Genomic DNA, 15,169 nt, shown 5'->3' on the forward strand with positions numbered 1-15,169 from the left:
TTCTGAAACGAGTAGCTCTTGCTAACCTGCTCGCATGACCGGACTTCGTGAGCGGTGGCGGCTCAAGGCCATGCACACCATCCAGGAACGCGCCCTGGATCTGTTCGACGAGAAGGGCTTCGGCGCCGTCACGATCGACGAGATCGCGGCTGCCGCCGAAGTCTCACCGTCGACGGTCTACCGGCTGTTCGGCACGAAGGAAGGGATCATCGTCGCCGACGAGTTCGACACCATGAGCGAGGCCGAGATCGCCGAGATGGTCGACCCCCACGACCCCGTCGAGAGCCTGCTCCGCTCGGTACGCGCCGACGAATCCACCGGCGAGGAACCCGCCCCGGCCGACAAGGGCCCGTGGCGCCGGGTCCGCTACCACTTCACCGAGCCCTCGGTCCGCATGGCCGCCTGCGCCTCCGCCGATCGCACCAGCCGGCGACTCCTCCCGCTGATCGCCTCGACCGGGAAATTCACCGAAACCCAGGCCCGCGTCGCCACCAATGCCCTGACCTTCGGCTACTTCGCCGCCCTCGAACAGTGGTACCTCGACGGCGGCGACCGCCCGATCGCGGACTACGTCGAAGACGGCCTGCGACCCCTGCGCGCCCTCTGGACCTCCGACGACGGGCCCGCCTGACCCCAGAATCCGGCCACGGCCGGGCGAACTCCCCGACCGAACCGCACTGCTGGGCAATGCCGTTCACGCGCTGCCGGCGGAACCGGCGCGACGGGCGACCCGGAAAACGAACGAGTTCCCCCTCGACAACAGCTGCGTCACGATCGGCGACAGGCCCGGCACTGTGGTGCTGGAATAGGGAACTACCAGCCGTTCTTTGTCGACCCGGAACCGGTCGGGCGCCACGCCCGCCGGTTTCGCCGAGGAGGCAGGCAGATGAGCACCCCGTACCGCCACGACGAGGACCTGTTCCCCGCGGCCGCCGGCGAACCCGCCGATATCTGTCAGCGTCTGCACGCCGAGCTCGAGTCCCGCAGCACCGTGGTCATCCTGCACGTGCACGGCGAGATCGACGCCTTCACCCTCCAACGCTGGCATCGCATGGTCGATACCGCCGTCGACCGCGCCATCGAGTGCGGTCACCTCGTCGTCGACATCAGCGACACCGAATTCATGGCGTGCCGCTCGGTGCTGGACCTGGCGGCCCGCGCTCAGCAAGCCGCCGCCCACAGCGTGCTCGTCAGCGTGGTCGATCCGGGCCCCTCGGTGGTCGCGCGCGTCGTCGCCGTCGCCGGCCTGACCGAGTGGCTCCCGCTGCACACCACCTTGATCGACGCTCTCGCCGCCCACACCCCGCGCACATCCCCCTGCCCGACCCCGCCCCGATCTCCCCGACACGCCAAGCCACCGCGAACCACCCGAAACCGACCGACTCCCCCACCCTGACAGGACAGTGGGGCGGGTGGGGCTCGAACCCACGACCAGCGGATTATGAGTCCGCGGCTCTAACCGACTGAGCTACCGCCCCTGGCCAGGGGTGTCCCCGGGCGAGTCGCATGGTACCCGGTGGGGTGCGACGTTGACCACTCGGCGAGCCGGGTGGCGGGGGTCGGCGAGGCGGGCGAGGATGGGGGTATGGCCGATCTTTTCGTGCGAGTTCTGGCGGGGCATCAGTGGATCTACGAGCACAGCGGTGGGCTGGTGGGGCACCGTTTGCTGTTCGGGAATCCGACCCTGTTGCTGCGGACGGTGGGGCGCAAGACCGGGCAGGCGCGCACATCGGCCTTGACCTATGCCCGCGACGGAACGGACTTTCTGGTGACCGCGTCGAACGGCGGGTCGCCGCGGCCGCCGGGATGGCTGGCGAACGTGACCGCGCGGCCGGACTGCGAGATCCAGGTGGGGACGCGCAAGATCGCGGTGACCGCGCGGGCGACCTACCCGGACGATCCGGACTACGCCCGGCGCTGGGAACTGGTGAACGCAGTCAACGGCGACCGGTACCGCGGCTATCAGACGAAGACGCGGCGACCGATCGCCGTGGTGGTACTGCACCCCAGAAGTGAACCCAGCTAAGCCTTTTCGGCTTTCTGCCGCGGCACCTGCGCCCGCCGCTCGCGGTCGCGACGCTCGATCGTGCCCCCGGGGTTGCTGGCTAGCTTGATCACGCCGATAACCAACAGAAGAACCGCGACTATCACTGCTATGACAATTATTCCCTGCACAGTATGAACTTATCGCGTATTCCGTTGCGGCGCAGACTAAGTTACAATGACGCGCCGATCGTCAACAGGGTCCGGCCGAGTGCCGATCGGCTCTCGATGACCGCGTGCGCGCGCTCGACTTGCTCGATCGGGAACGTCTGACCGATCACCACCTCCAGTCTGCCTGCGGCGACCTCGGTTTGAGCGCGTCGAGCGATGGCCGTCCAGTCGATTTCGCCGGCGACGACATCGAACAGACCGAGCACGGTGACGCCGCGGGCGGCGGCCGCCTCGGCGTCGGCGTGAGCGAAATCACCTGCGGCGGACCCGTATCCGAGGAAGATGCCGCCGTCGGCCGCGGCGGTCAGGGCCAGGCCGCCGAGCGCGCCGCCCGCGCCGTCGAAGACGACATCGGCACCCCCGCCGGTGATCTCACGCACCCGCTCGTCCCAGCCGTCGACGGTGTAGTCGACGACCTCGCTCGCGCCGAGCCGCTGCGCGAGGGCGAGCTTGTCGGCGCCGCGCGCGGCGGCCACCACCTTCGCGCCCGCCGCCACCGACAGCTGGGTGAGCAGCGTGCCGAGACCACCCGCGGCCGCGGTGATCAGCACCCACGAATCCGGGCCGACGGCCGCGCGGTCGAACACGGCGAACGCGGTGCGGCCGTCGTGGGCGAGCGCGACGGCCTGCTGGGTGCTCAGCCCGTCGGCGATCCGCACCAGGGTCTCGGCCTTGGCCAGGGCGTGTTCGGCGTAGCCGCCGGTGGGCACGCCGCCGCCGACACCGCTGGCGGCGGTCTGGGTGACGACGCGCTTGCCGAGCCAGCCGGAGTCGACCTCGGCGCCGACCGCCGAGACGACGCCGCCGATCGCGCCGCCGGGCACGTACGGCAGGCTCAGCGGGAAGAAGTCCCGGCCCCAGCCGCTGCGCAGCCGGGTGTCGAGGAACATCACATCGGCGACCTCGACATCGACCACCACTTCGGCCGGACCGGGTTGCGGCGCGGGCAGTTCCCGCACCTCGAGCACTTCCGGTCCACCGAATTCCTTGACCTGCACAGCACGCATCGCGACTCCCTCGTGGTATCTACACCGACGCGCTCAGCATGGAACCTGAAGTCGAGTTCAGGTCAAGAGAGGTGCGGCGTGGATCACCCGATCACGAGCCGCCACCGCAACTGCTGCTGGAACCACCGCCACAGCTGCTACTCGATCCGCCGCCACAACTGCTGCTCGAACCACCGCCACAACTGCTGCTCGATCCGCCACCGCAACCACTGCCGCTGCCGGAGCAACCGCTGCTACTGCCCCCGCCACAACTGCTGGTCGAGCCACCGCCGCAGCTCGATCCGGAGCCGTGCGGCCCGGTCGGCCCGTCGAAGAACCCGTAGGTCCCCGCCGACCCGGCCAGCCAGCTCTGATCGGTGAACCCCTGCGGGCCACGCGGCGGACTCAGCTTGCGAACCAGCACCACTACCGCCGTGACCAGCACCGCGAGACCGACCACCAAGAACGCGAGCACGATCACCAGCATCACCACCATGTCTGCAGGCTAGCCGCCCCACCCGTCCGCGGCAGCGCAGACGAGCGACCACCCAGGGGGCTTACAGTGACATCGTGGCGCTCTCGTTCCTTCGACGCGGTCCGCGACCGATCGACCTCGGCGCGGTCGATCGCACCGTCGCCGACCTGCGTTTCCCCGACGCGATCTTCAAGACCTGCCCCTGGCAGCCGCGCGAACTGGTGGAAACCGGTCTGCGCCAATGGTTGCGCTGCTGCGGCGCGGCGATGCGCGACGACCAGGTGATCGGGATGCCCTCGCACGCGGTCGACGAAGCCTGGCACGGGTTCATCCTGTGCACCCAGCAGTACGCGCGATTCTGTACCGACGCCTACGGCCGGTTCCTGCACCACTTCCCCGACGGCGCCGGCGACAGCGCACCCGATCACGGGTCCATGCTCGACCAGCTCGGCCGGACCGTGGTGGCCTGGTCGCTGGTGGCCGGACCGGACGAACAGTGCGTGCTGTGGGACCTCGACCGCAAGGTCGGCGTCGAGCAGCCGTGGGGCGTGGACGCCCGGCACGTCGCCGCCGTGCGGGAGCGACTGCGCCGGGCGTGACCGCGCGTCAGACCAGCTTCATCCGGCGGGCCGCGAACCGCACCGCGCCGGGCGCGAGCCGGTTGATCCGGTACTGCACCCACGATTCCGGCGTCACCGGCACGATGTCACGGCCGCCGCGCACCGCCTTCACGATCTGCGCCGCGACCTTGTCGGGGGTGTAACCGCGCCGCTCGTAGAGCTTGTCGAACTTGCGCTGGGTGGCCGCCTCGTCCTCGGCGGAGACACCCGAGATGCGGGTGGTGGCCACGATATTGGTGTGCACGATGCCCGGGCACACGGTCGAGACCGAGATGCCGCGCTCGGCCAGTTCGGCCCGCAGGCAGTCGGAGAACATGAACACCGCCGACTTGCTGGTGGCATAGGCGGCCATGTCGCGCTGCGGGCTGTAGGCGGCCATGCTGGACAGGTTCACGATGTGCCCGCCCAGGCCGCGCTCGGCCATCGCCGCGCCGAAAGCTCGGCAGCCGTTGACCACACCGCCCAGGTTGATCCGCAGGACCCGGTCGAATTCCGCGGACGGGGTGTCGAGGAAGCCGCCCGCCTGCCCGACACCGGCGTTGTTGATCAGGACGTCGGGCACGCCGTGCGCGGCGATGACGTCGTCGGCATGCGCACGGACCGCGGCCTCGTCGGACACGTCCAGCGCGTAGGCGTGCGCGACACCACCTTCGGCGACGATCAGCTCCGCCGTCTCCTTGGCGGCGTTCTCGTTCACGTCCGAGACCACCACCTCGCCGCCGAGCCGGGCGAAGGCCAGCGCGGTCTCGCGACCGATGCCGCTGCCCGCACCGGTGATCACCACCAGCTTGTTCTCGAATTCCTTACGGGTGCGGCCCACTTCGGCACGGGCGAGCCCGCGCGGGACCTCGCCGCCGGCGAGCGCGTCGATCAGTTCCGTGGTGGCGGTGGCCAGCAGGTCGGGGTGCGAGAACGGCATCCAGTGCCCGGCGGGCACATCCCGACGCCACAGGCGAGCGGTCCACTTGCGGGAGTCGTCGTAGCCCGCGGGGCGCACGGCCACGTCGCGACCGGCCACGATCAGCTGCACCGGCACCTCGGTGCGCCGCTCGCGCGGCGAGAGCATGCGCTGCACGATGTTCGCGCGATAGATGAGCAGGCCGTCGACCATGTCGCGGCGGAACGTGGGGCCGAGCACGACATTGCCGGGCGCGGTGTCGTTCATCAGCGCGACGGCGCGCTGCCACACCTTCTCGGTGCCGATGGCGCCGAAGGTGGCGCGCGGGAGCACCGGGGTCATGAAGAACGCGGTGTAGGCCGAGGACAGCGCCTGAGTCACCGGCTGCCAGATGTTGCGCGGGGTCGGTCGGGCGAGCCGGTCGCGCACCCAGGCGGCCAGGTGGTCGAGGTTCGGGCCCGACACCGAGGTGAACGAGGCGATCCGCTCGGTCGCCTGCGGCTCGCACACCGCCTCCCACACCTGCACCGAACCCCAGTCGTGGGCGAGCACGTGCACCGGACGGTCGGGACTGACCGTGTCGATGACGGCGTAGAAGTCGCGGGCGAGTTCGTCGAGCCGGAAGTCGGCGGTGCGCTGGGTGCGGGTGGACTCGCCGTGGCCGCGGGTGTCGTAGGCGACGACGTGGAAGCGCTGCGCGAGTCGTGGAATCACCTTGTCCCACAGGTGGTGGGTGTCGGGCCAGCCGTGCACGAGCACGACGGTGTCGGCCGCGGGGTCGCCGTATTCGAACACGGCGAGCTCGAACTCGCCGTTGCGGACGGTGCGCCGGTTGGCGGCCTGCGTGGTGTCGACAGACATCTCTCTTCGGACTCCTTGTCCTGGAATCGAACTCACAGGTCGAGCACCAATCGCTCACCGTGCGAACGGGATACGCAGGCGAGCAGCTCGCCCGCGGCATGGTCGGCATCGGAGAGGGTGTTCTCCCGATGATCGGGCTCGCCCGCGAGCACCCGCACGACGCAGGTGCGGCAGAAGCCCTGCCGGCACGAGTAGGGCTGGTCGGGGCGGGTCGCGAGGATGGCGTCGAGCGCGCTGCGGTCGGCGGGGACCTCGATCACCGCACCGGTGGAGGCGAATTCGATCTCGAAGGCGGTGCCGTCCACGATCGGCGGCGGCGAGAACCGCTCGAAGTGCAGTTCCACCTGGGGCATGGTGCGCACCGCGGCGACGATCGCCGAGGTCATCGGGGTCGGGCCACAGGCATAGACCGCCGTGCCCGCGCCGACCCCGGGCAGCAGCGCCGCCGCGTCGGGCAGACCGTGCTCGTCGTCGGTGCGCACGACGACATGCTCGCCGAAGCTCTCCAGCTCGGCCAGGAACGGGATGGTGTCGCGCGAGCGCCCCGTGTAGACCATCGTCCACGGCACGCCGAGCCGGTGCGCGAGCCGCGCCATCGGCAGGATCGGTGTGATGCCGATGCCGCCGGCGACGAAGTGCAGGCGCTGCGCGGGCGAACCATGACCGGGAACCGCGAACGGGAAGGCGTTACGCGGACCGCGCACCACGAATCGACTGCCCACCGGCAGTTCGTCGTGCACCTCGCGCGAGCCACCGCCGCCGTCGGGGATGCGGCGCACCGCGATCCGGTAGGCGCGCTCGTCGGCGGGGTCGCCGCACAGCGAGTACTGCCGCAGCAGGCCGGAGGGCAGCTCGAGATCCAGGTGCGCGCCGGGACGCCACGCGGGCAGCACCCGGCCGTCGGGCGCCTCCAGGCGCAGACTCACCACGTCCTGGTCGCGCGCGACGATCCGGCGCTCGGTGACCACCACCGGGAACCGGCGATCGTCGACGCGTGGACGCACGTCACGGCGGTTGACCAGGGCACTCCAGCGCAGCCGGGCGGTCGCGATCGCGTCGAGCACGCGGGTGCCGGGATCGTGGCGATGCTTGCCGTAGAGGTCGCCGGGCAGCGCCTGCGGCACGTCGCGCACCGTCACGAGGCCGCCGCCCTGGCCGCGGGCGACTGCGCGAGATAGGCGACGGCCTGCGCGGTCGAACCGACGTTCTCCGGGCTGTAGCCGGGCTGGAAGGTCGACAGCGCACTGATCAGCAGCGACGGGATGCCCGGCAACGCGCCGCGCCACATCGCGCCCAGGACCGAAGAGATCACCCGCGGGTACCCGTGATCGGGCAGCTGCGGATCCTGCTGCACCAGGAATTTCGCGCCACGCACCAGCAGCGCGATGAAGATCGGGAACACCAGCATCATCGAGGCGCAGCGGCGCACGTAGCCGACGCCGAAGTACTCGGCGACATCATGGGCGACGTTGCGGTGCTCGACCTCCTCGGCACCGTGCCAGCGGAACAGATCGGCCATGCGCGGGTCGGCGCCGAACTTCTCCAAATCGGCGTTGATCACCCAGTCGCCGAGCCAGGCGAAGAAGTGCTCGAGGCAGGCGATGAACGCGAGCCGTTCGATCAGCATCTGCCGTCCGGCGCGGTCGTCACCGCCACGGGGGCCCAGCGTCTTGCGGAACAGGTATTCCATCTGCCGCACGTAGGGCGCCGCGTCGATGCCGTTGGCGGTGAGCACGTCGTGCAGGACCTTCTCGTGGGTCTCGGCGTGCATCGATTCCTGCCCGATGAAACCGAGCATGTCCTCGCGCAGCTTCTCGTCCTTCACGTAGGCCAGCGCCTCGCGGTAGGTCACGATGAACATGCGCTCGCCCTCGGGCAGCAGCATGTTCAGCGCGCTGATCAGGTGGGATGCGTACGGTTCGGCCGGCATCCACTGCAGATCGACATCCGACCAGTCGAAGGTCACGTTGCGGGCATGCAGGGCGACCTTGCCGGGATCTACCTCCGGTCGCCGTACGGCCCGGCGAAGTAGCTTCATCGGTACTCCTCGTCCTACCGCGCGTTGCTCGGTCGAGCGCCGGCGCCACGGTGCGCCGGTCGTGCGGTAAGGAAATGATACATGTACGTAGTATTCGAGGTAACACCTATTTTGCCGCGTTTTTCGCCGAAGTCAGGAGGCGAGCAGTGCCACGAACGGGAGCGCGACCAACATCGCGCAGACGGCGATATTGAGCCGTTTGTACTCGACGAGCACGGCGGCGAACTCCCGCAGGATGGCGCTGGGCAGGTAGTAGCGGGCGGTCGGCGCACCGACCGCCTGGGCGTCGAGGCCGACGGATCGGGCGAGCAGCGCGGTGCGCAGCACATGGAAATTGCTGGTGACCAGCACAATGTCGCGGTCGATCCCCTGCCTGGCCAGCAACTCCCTGCTGAACAGCAGGTTTTCCCTGGTGCTCGTCGACCGGTCCTCGGGCAGCACGTCCTGGGCGGGCACGCCGTGTTCGGCGAGGTAGGCGCTCATCGCGTCGGCCTCGGAGACCTTCTCGTCGGAGCCCTTGCCGCCACTGGGCACCAGCAGCGGAGTGCGGCCCCGTGCCTGAGCCGCGTGCCAGATGCCCAGGGCCCGGTCCAGCCTGCTCGCCAGCAGCGGCGGCACCCGGTCGCCCAGCAGTCCCGCGCCGTGCACGACGATCGCGGCGGCGTTGTCGGTGCGGGTGGCCATGCCGTAGACCACCGAATAGAGCAGAAACGCCGACAGCACGAAGCCCAGGTAGGCGGCGACGAGGACGACGGCGAGCAGCAGCACGCCGAGCACCTGCCACCGCGCGACCACCGCGACCACCAGCAGCCCGTACGGGACGAGCAACGCCAGGCCCAGGCCGAGCGAGAGCAGATTGGCCGCCCGCACGCCTTCCCGGCGCAACATCACCACCCCGTTGACCATCAGCAAACCCGCCAGCACCAGCACGAGCAGCGGCGACAGCACCAGCGCCAGCGCGAGCAACAACTCCGGCCCCGCTCCCTCCGCGCCGGCGGACACCAGCGCCCCACCCGCGCAGAGCAGCCCGAGCAGCAACAGCACCCCGTTACCGAACCGGCGACGCTCCTGACGGAAGCGCAGCGCGAAGATCCCGAGCAGAACCACACCGACCACCAGCAAGATCACCAGGCCACCCTATCCGGCTACCGGCAGGCAACCTCGATGTCGCAGGTAGGGGTCATCCGGCCGAGGCGCGGTGCCGGAACCGGCGCACCAGCGCCGCCGGATCCCAGGCACCGCCGCGCCCCCGGGTGAGCGGGTAGCAGGCGAAGCCGAGGGCGGCGGCGCTCGCGTGTCCCACGTCGGTGAACGTGCGATCGACGAAGACCGGCGGCAGCACGACCGCGAGCACGCCCAGGACGTAGAGCCACCGCCACGGCGTCACCAGCCGGTAGGCCAGCACCGCCGCGACGCCGGCCAGCGCGTAGCTGACGCCCACGTCGAGGGTGTACATCGCGCGTTCGGGCGCGTCGTCGTGGCGGATCGCCCACAGCAGCACGCCTTCGCTGAGGTAGGTGGCGCCGACATGGGCGAGCACCGCCACCGCGAGCCAGCGCAGCGTGCCGAGCCAGCGTTCGGCATTGGCGTGGAAAAGAGTGAACAGCACCGCGTAGGCGAACCAGCTGCCCCCGTCGGTCCAGAACGCGCTGCCGATCAGCACCCGGATGGGGTCCTCGGCCAGATGATGCAGATTGGTCGACCGGTGGCCCAGCCATTGGCGCGCCTCGTCGTCGGGCAGCCGCCGGATGATGATCGTGGTCACCGCCAGCGCGGCCAGCCACAGGTAGGTCCCCGGCGCGCTGCGGACCCACCGCCCCACCGCCACCGCGCCGGTTCGAGCCCGCCCGCTGCCAGATGCGCTCACCACCTCAGTGTGCCGGACCTGCCCCGGGACCGTGGTGCGCGGCGCGAGGACCGTTTCCGGACGGGCTGCCCGGGTAGTCGCCGGATGCGGGGGCACCGAGTGAGCGTGCGCGAGGGGCAGGTGAGTGGCGTGATCCGGGTCGGCACCTCCGGCTGGCAGTACCGCGATTGGCGCGGTGTGCTGTATCCGGAGGGCCTGCCGACGCGACGCTGGCTCGAGCGCTACGCCGACGCGTTCGCCACCGTCGAGTCGAACAATGCCTTCTACCGGCTGCCGAGCCGGGAGACCTTCGCCGCCTGGCGGGAGCGCACTCCGGCCGACTTCGTGATCGCGGTGAAGGCCAGCCGCTATCTCACCCACATCAAGCGATTACGGGATCCCGCCGAACCGGTGCAGCGCCTGCTCGACCGGGCCGACGGCCTCGGCGACCGGCTGGGCCCGATCCTGCTGCAACTGCCGCCGACCCTGCGCGCCGATCCCGCGCTGCTCGACGACTGCCTGCGCTGCTTCCCCGCCACGGTGCGGGTCGCCGTCGAGCCGCGGCACGCGTCGTGGTGGACCGGCGAGATCCGTGCGGTCCTGGAATCGCGGAACGCGGCGCTGGCCTGGGCCGATCGCGACTCGCGCCCGGTCACCCCGCTGTGGCGGACCACCGACTGGGCCTACCTGCGCCTGCACGCCGGACGCGCCACTCCCCCACCGCATTACGGTCGCCGGGCGCTAGCGAGCTGGGTGGACCGGCTGCTCGACGCCGGGCCGGGCGATGCCGACGGCTACGTCTACTTCAACAACGACCACGGCGGTGCCGCCGTCGAGGACGCCGTCACCTTCGCCCACCTCGCCGACGCGGCGGGCGCGCGGGTCAGCCGAGTGCCCGGGTAGGTGTGGACACCCGACCGCGACCGCACCGATGAATTCTGGGTGGATCCGTCGTCGATACCGGTGGATACACCGACAGCGGTGGGCCTGTGCCGGGACCGTTCCAGCGCGGGCAGAAGCACACGGAGGCAACGATGAGCGTCGACAACCCCGCGCACGAACACCCGGACGAGACGGGCGAGCGGGCGGGCGGGCCGCACAGCCCCAGGGTGCTGGTAGCGGGGGCGAGCATCGCGGGGCCCGCGCTCGCGCACTGGCTGCACCGGCGCGGGGCCGAGGTGACGGTGGTGGAACGGGCCCCCGCGCTGCGTCCCGGGGGACAGGCGGTGGACGCACGCGGGGTGAGCAGGGAGGTCATCCGGCGCATGGGGCTCGACGCGCGGGTGCGCGCGGCCCGCACCGAGACCGCGGGCGCGCACACCGTGGACGCGACCGGGACCGTACTGGAGACCGTCCGTGCGGACGACGACGGCGGCGACGGCTACATCGCGGAGATCGAGATCCTGCGCGGTGACCTGTCCCAGGTGCTCTACGACGACACCCGCGACGACGTCGAGTACCTGTTCGGCGACCGGATCGCGACGCTCACCCAGGACCCGGACGGGGTCGACGTGACCTTCGAGAGCGGCGACCGGCGGCGCTTCGACCTGGTGATCGGGGCGGACGGGCTGCACTCGGCACTGCGGGCGATGGTCTTCGGGCCGCACGAGCGATTCCTCCGCCACCTCGGGCTCGTGCTGGCCTTCTACAGCGTGCCCAACGAGTTCGGGCTGGACCGCCGGCTGATCGAGTACCAGCAGTCCGGTCGCTCCGCGATTCTGCGGCCGCTGCGGGACACCACCCGGGCGATGGCGATCTTCTCCTTCCCCTCGGGGGACTTCGACGTCGACCACCGCGACATCGCGGCCCAGCAGCGCCTGCTGCGCGAGCGGATGGCCGGTATGGGCTGGTCGACCTCGCGCATCCTCGCCCACCTGGACGACACCCCGGACTTCTACCTCGACCAGGTCGCCCAGGTGGTGATGGACCGCTGGTCGACCGGCCGGGTGGGGCTGCTCGGGGACGCGGCCTTCAGCTCGTCGCCGATGTCCGGGCAGGGCACCGGGCTGGCTCTGGTCGGCGCCTATCTGCTGGCCGGCGAGCTGGCCGCTGCCGGCTGGGACCCGGAGGCCGGATTCACCGGCTACGAGCGGCGGATGCGCTCGTTCGTCGAGGCCAACCAGGAAATCGGCAGGCTGCACGCGCAGAGCTTGACCGCCGCGCCGGGCGAGGCCGCGACCGAGTGGGACTTCGACCTGATCGACCGCGCGATCAACGGCATCGAGCTGCCCGACTACGCGGGACTGCCGGACTCCGGTGTTCCGGTCGAAGCGCCGGTCACGGCGTCGCCGAAGCCATGAAGGCCCCGCCGCGGGGCGGGGCCTTCGGCCGAAAGGCGAGCCACGATCAGCGCTGCGCCGCGCGGGCGGCGATCACCAGCCGGGATCGGTATCCAGCGGAACGTTGATCCAGCTCGGGCGAGCGGGGTCGAGTTCGAGGTGCTGGGTGCGCAGGCCGCTCTCGTTCAGCAACGGCCGCAACGGGATTCCGCTGGGGAAGTTGCTCGCGAAGACGTCGATGCGCAGCCGGTGCCCCGGCAGCAGGACGCCGTCGGTGGCGCGGATGCCGATGTCGATCGTGGTCGGCTCGCCCGGGACGACCGGCTGACGGGTGTCCAGGGTGAGGATCGGGTACGGGTCGGTGTAGTCACCGTTGGGCGAGCGGGTCGACTTGCCGTCGTCGACCGCGCGCAGCGAGGCCACCAGCTGACCCTGCGACCAGACCGTCGACCGGCCGTCGGGCGCGACGTCGTTCACCGTGACGGTCCAGTAGCCGTCGGGCGCGTCGAGCACCGTGTTCAGGTGCGCGGCGATCGCGCCGGAGATCCGGGTCGCCTGGGTGACCGGAGCGGTGGTGAAGGTCAGCGCCGCGCCCTCACTGATCCGCGCGTCCTTGGCGCACACGTCCGGCAGCGGGATCAGCCCCGCCGTGCCCTGCGCGGCGTCCCGCGAGCAGATGGTCGTCAGGCTCGGATCCACCGATACCCGCTGCGCGGCACCGGGTGCGCCGACGAGACTGCCGTCGAAGCGGGCGCCCGGCGCCGAGCCGGACGACGCGGGGTCGAGGTACATCCGCCGGTACTGCATGCCGGGCCGCGGGAAGGCGACGTCGGTCGTCCACTGCTCACTGCCCTGCTGCCACAGGGTGACCGGCTCGTAGCGGTCGACTCCGTTGTCGATGCCCTTGAGCCACTTGTCGAACCACGCCCGCTGCAACGACTCCAGCGGCGCGGGCGCACCGGCCTGGCCCAGACCCGAACTCACGGTCACGTGGTAGACGTTGCCCATGACGAGCTTCTTCTGCTCGGCGGGCACATCGACGGCGTTGTAGATGCGCGGGGTCGAGTAGGTGAAGATGTCGTGCCAGCCGCCGTAGAGGAAGGTCGGCACCCGCACCTGGTCGGGCTGCCCGACCCAGGCGGTGCGCAGCGGGCTCTCGTCGTCGAGGATGCTGGCCATCTCCGGCGGGATCTGGTCCACGCTCGGCGTGGTCAGGGCCGCGATGAGCACATTGAAGAAGGTGAACGGGTCACGCACCCGGTCGCCGAGCCACGTCCAGTCGAACTTGCCGGAAAAAATCGACACCAGGTCCGGCAGCAGCTTCGCCCCGTCGACGGCGAGCAGCCACGGCGGGATGAAGCCGACGCCCAGCGCGCCGCCGGGCGCGGCCACATCGCGGATCAGGTCGCTGCCGGGCACGATCGGGAAGATCGCCTTGAGCGCGGCGGGATGGCGCTGCGCGGTCTGGAGCTGATTGATCCCCGAGTAGGAGATGCCGCTCATCCCGATCTTGCCGTTGGACCAGCCCTGCGCGGCCGCCCAGTCGACGACCTCGACGCCGTCGAGCTGTTCGCGTTCGCCGAACACCTGCCAGGTGCCCTGGGAGAATCCGGTGCCGCGCACATCGACGACGACCTGGGTGTAGCCGCCGCGGATCAGGTTCCGGTCGACACCGAAGGTGCGGGCGGCGCCGCCGGGCAGCGCCTTCATCATGTCGCTGAGGCTGCTGAAGCCGAACGCCGAGAAGTCCAGGTTCTGCAGCACCGGCAGCAGCACGTCGGACAGGCCGGGCACGGCGAGCGCCGAGTCGGCGACGTTGGACACCAGCTTCGTGTACGGCGTCATGTTGACGATGGTGGGCGTCGGCTCGGTGATCGGCTGGCCGTCGGCACCCGCCGGGTGATAGACGTTGGCTTTCAATACCGTTCCGTCACTCATCGTGATCGGCACGTCCCACTCGATGAAGACGTTCGGGTATTGCTGCGGGCCGTTGTGGGTGGCGACGAACTGCGCGTCCAGCCCCCCGTCGGCCGGCAACGCCTGGCCGACCGGGGCCGATGCGACAGCGCCCGCGAACACGACGACGGATGCGACCAGCGCGGCCAGTCGCCCTCGATTTTTGATCATGCTTCGGTCTCAGCCCTCCACCATCGGGAACCACGACGTTCCCGTACCGGGAAGTAACGTAGCCTGCGTCACGTTCGATCGCAAGAACATGTTCTCGGCCCCTCCCCCGCAACCACCGGCCGCCGCGCCGACCCGCACGAGCCACCTGACAGAATCGATGGCGTGAACGCGCCCGATATCGATGCCGACGGACGCAGGTACCGCGGCGCCGCACCCGGACAGCGTCAGCAGGAACGGCGTGCCCGGCTCATCGAGGCGGCCACCGAAGCCTTCGGCACCGACGGCTACCGCAACACCACCGTCACCACCATCTGTGCCGCGGCCGGCGTCGGGAAGCGGTACTTCTACGAATCCTTCACCGACAGCGAGGACCTGCTGCTCGAGGTGTATCGCGAGGTCACCGCGCGGATGCTGGAGGCGATCCACGTCGGCATCGGCGACCTCGACGCCGATATCGACACCAGGGTGCGCGGCACGCTCACGGCGTACTTCCAGCTCATCCTCGACGATCCCCGCGTGCCGCGGATCGCCTTCTTCGAGATCCTCGGCGTGAGCCCGACCGTCGACCGCGCCTACCACGATGTGCTCGACGCGCTGGTCGACATCTGCCTGGCGCTGTTGACGCCGTATGTGGATCTGGACTCCCATCCCGCGCCGAGCGCGCGGATGGTCGTGCTCGGGCTGGTCGGCGCGATCCTGATCATCGCCCAGAAATGGGTGCTCGACGACTACCGTCAGCCGCTGGCCGATGTCGTCGACAGCGGTTGCCTGGTGGTCGGCGCGGTGCTGGACCGGATCAGCGCGGACGCCGAATAGGGTTGCCCT

General features: G+C 70.3%; 15 protein-coding genes and 1 tRNA gene. 8 read left to right on the plus strand and 8 right to left on the minus strand.

Annotated features, from left to right (window positions below):
• Positions 1 to 34 precede the first annotated feature (34 nt).
• Both ATM97_RS16625 and ATM97_RS16630 read left to right on the plus strand, forming a co-directional pair.
• The gene (locus ATM97_RS16625) at positions 35 to 631 is read left to right on the plus strand and encodes a TetR/AcrR family transcriptional regulator (RefSeq protein WP_218718927.1); all 597 of its coding nucleotides are present in this window, start codon (positions 35 to 37) and stop codon (positions 629 to 631) included.
• 255 nt (positions 632 to 886) lie between these two features.
• Complete coding sequence (locus ATM97_RS16630) at positions 887 to 1,396, plus strand: anti-sigma factor antagonist (protein WP_218718928.1); 510 nt, start codon at positions 887 to 889, stop codon at positions 1,394 to 1,396.
• Between the two features lie 8 nt (positions 1,397 to 1,404).
• Here ATM97_RS16630 and ATM97_RS16635 read toward each other — a convergent pair.
• A tRNA-Ile gene (locus ATM97_RS16635) sits at positions 1,405 to 1,478 on the minus strand.
• A gap of 107 nt (positions 1,479 to 1,585) precedes the next feature.
• On the opposite strand from ATM97_RS16635, the gene ATM97_RS16640 reads away from it, so the two are divergent.
• Positions 1,586 to 2,026: a nitroreductase family deazaflavin-dependent oxidoreductase gene (locus tag ATM97_RS16640; RefSeq protein ID WP_218718929.1), complete on the plus strand. Its 441-nt coding sequence runs from the start codon at positions 1,586 to 1,588 to the stop codon at positions 2,024 to 2,026.
• A 190-nt stretch (positions 2,027 to 2,216) separates the two neighbouring features.
• On the opposite strand, the gene ATM97_RS16645 is transcribed toward ATM97_RS16640, so the two are convergent.
• Positions 2,217 to 3,221, minus strand: coding sequence for a zinc-binding dehydrogenase (locus ATM97_RS16645; protein WP_218718930.1), 1,005 nt, complete (start codon positions 3,219 to 3,221; stop codon positions 2,217 to 2,219).
• Positions 3,222 to 3,292: 71 nt separating this feature from the next.
• Here ATM97_RS16645 and ATM97_RS16650 point away from each other — a divergent pair, with 71 nt between their 5' ends.
• Both ATM97_RS16650 and ATM97_RS16655 read left to right on the plus strand, forming a co-directional pair.
• Positions 3,293 to 3,544 (plus strand): hypothetical protein, encoded by a 252-nt coding sequence (locus ATM97_RS16650; RefSeq protein ID WP_218718931.1) that lies wholly within the window; start codon positions 3,293 to 3,295, stop codon positions 3,542 to 3,544.
• Between the two features lie 226 nt (positions 3,545 to 3,770).
• Positions 3,771 to 4,274: a hypothetical protein gene (locus ATM97_RS16655; protein WP_218718932.1), complete on the plus strand. Its 504-nt coding sequence runs from the start codon at positions 3,771 to 3,773 to the stop codon at positions 4,272 to 4,274.
• A 7-nt stretch (positions 4,275 to 4,281) separates the two neighbouring features.
• Here ATM97_RS16655 and ATM97_RS16660 read toward each other — a convergent pair whose 3' ends face one another.
• The 5 genes from ATM97_RS16660 to ATM97_RS16680 form a co-directional block, all read right to left on the minus strand.
• Positions 4,282 to 6,054 (minus strand): SDR family oxidoreductase, encoded by a 1,773-nt coding sequence (locus ATM97_RS16660; protein WP_218718933.1) that lies wholly within the window; start codon positions 6,052 to 6,054, stop codon positions 4,282 to 4,284.
• A gap of 32 nt (positions 6,055 to 6,086) precedes the next feature.
• The gene (locus tag ATM97_RS16665) at positions 6,087 to 7,193 is read right to left on the minus strand and encodes a PDR/VanB family oxidoreductase (RefSeq protein ID WP_218718934.1); all 1,107 of its coding nucleotides are present in this window, start codon (positions 7,191 to 7,193) and stop codon (positions 6,087 to 6,089) included.
• On the minus strand, positions 7,190 to 8,092 hold the full coding sequence (locus tag ATM97_RS16670) for a metal-dependent hydrolase (protein WP_218718935.1): 903 nt from the start codon (positions 8,090 to 8,092) through the stop codon (positions 7,190 to 7,192). Before ATM97_RS16670 ends, ATM97_RS16665 begins: the two co-directional genes overlap by 4 nt.
• Positions 8,093 to 8,224: 132 nt before the next feature.
• Positions 8,225 to 9,220 carry a YdcF family protein gene (locus tag ATM97_RS16675; protein ID WP_218718936.1) on the minus strand — a complete coding sequence of 332 codons (996 nt, stop codon included), beginning with the start codon at positions 9,218 to 9,220 and terminating at the stop codon, positions 8,225 to 8,227.
• Between the two features lie 52 nt (positions 9,221 to 9,272).
• Complete coding sequence (locus ATM97_RS16680; RefSeq protein ID WP_308248511.1) at positions 9,273 to 9,959, minus strand: rhomboid-like protein; 687 nt, start codon at positions 9,957 to 9,959, stop codon at positions 9,273 to 9,275.
• A 99-nt stretch (positions 9,960 to 10,058) separates the two neighbouring features.
• Here ATM97_RS16680 and ATM97_RS16685 point away from each other — a divergent pair, with 99 nt between their 5' ends.
• Together ATM97_RS16685 and ATM97_RS16690 are read left to right on the plus strand one after the other, a co-directional pair.
• Positions 10,059 to 10,841 (plus strand): DUF72 domain-containing protein, encoded by a 783-nt coding sequence (locus tag ATM97_RS16685; RefSeq protein WP_308248512.1) that lies wholly within the window; start codon positions 10,059 to 10,061, stop codon positions 10,839 to 10,841.
• Between the two features lie 131 nt (positions 10,842 to 10,972).
• Positions 10,973 to 12,238 (plus strand): FAD-dependent monooxygenase, encoded by a 1,266-nt coding sequence (locus ATM97_RS16690; protein ID WP_218718938.1) that lies wholly within the window; start codon positions 10,973 to 10,975, stop codon positions 12,236 to 12,238.
• A gap of 72 nt (positions 12,239 to 12,310) precedes the next feature.
• Here the strand turns inward: ATM97_RS16690 and ATM97_RS16695 are convergent, their stop codons facing one another.
• Positions 12,311 to 14,344 (minus strand): CocE/NonD family hydrolase, encoded by a 2,034-nt coding sequence (locus ATM97_RS16695; RefSeq protein ID WP_218718939.1) that lies wholly within the window; start codon positions 14,342 to 14,344, stop codon positions 12,311 to 12,313.
• Positions 14,345 to 14,506: 162 nt separating this feature from the next.
• Between ATM97_RS16695 and ATM97_RS16700 the strand changes: the two genes are divergently transcribed.
• Positions 14,507 to 15,160: a TetR/AcrR family transcriptional regulator gene (locus ATM97_RS16700; RefSeq protein WP_218718940.1), complete on the plus strand. Its 654-nt coding sequence runs from the start codon at positions 14,507 to 14,509 to the stop codon at positions 15,158 to 15,160.
• Positions 15,161 to 15,169 lie beyond the last annotated feature (9 nt).

Origin of the sequence: Nocardia sp. MH4 (genome assembly GCF_019266065.1) — a bacterium.
GTDB lineage: Bacteria > Actinomycetota > Actinomycetes > Mycobacteriales > Mycobacteriaceae > Nocardia > Nocardia canadensis.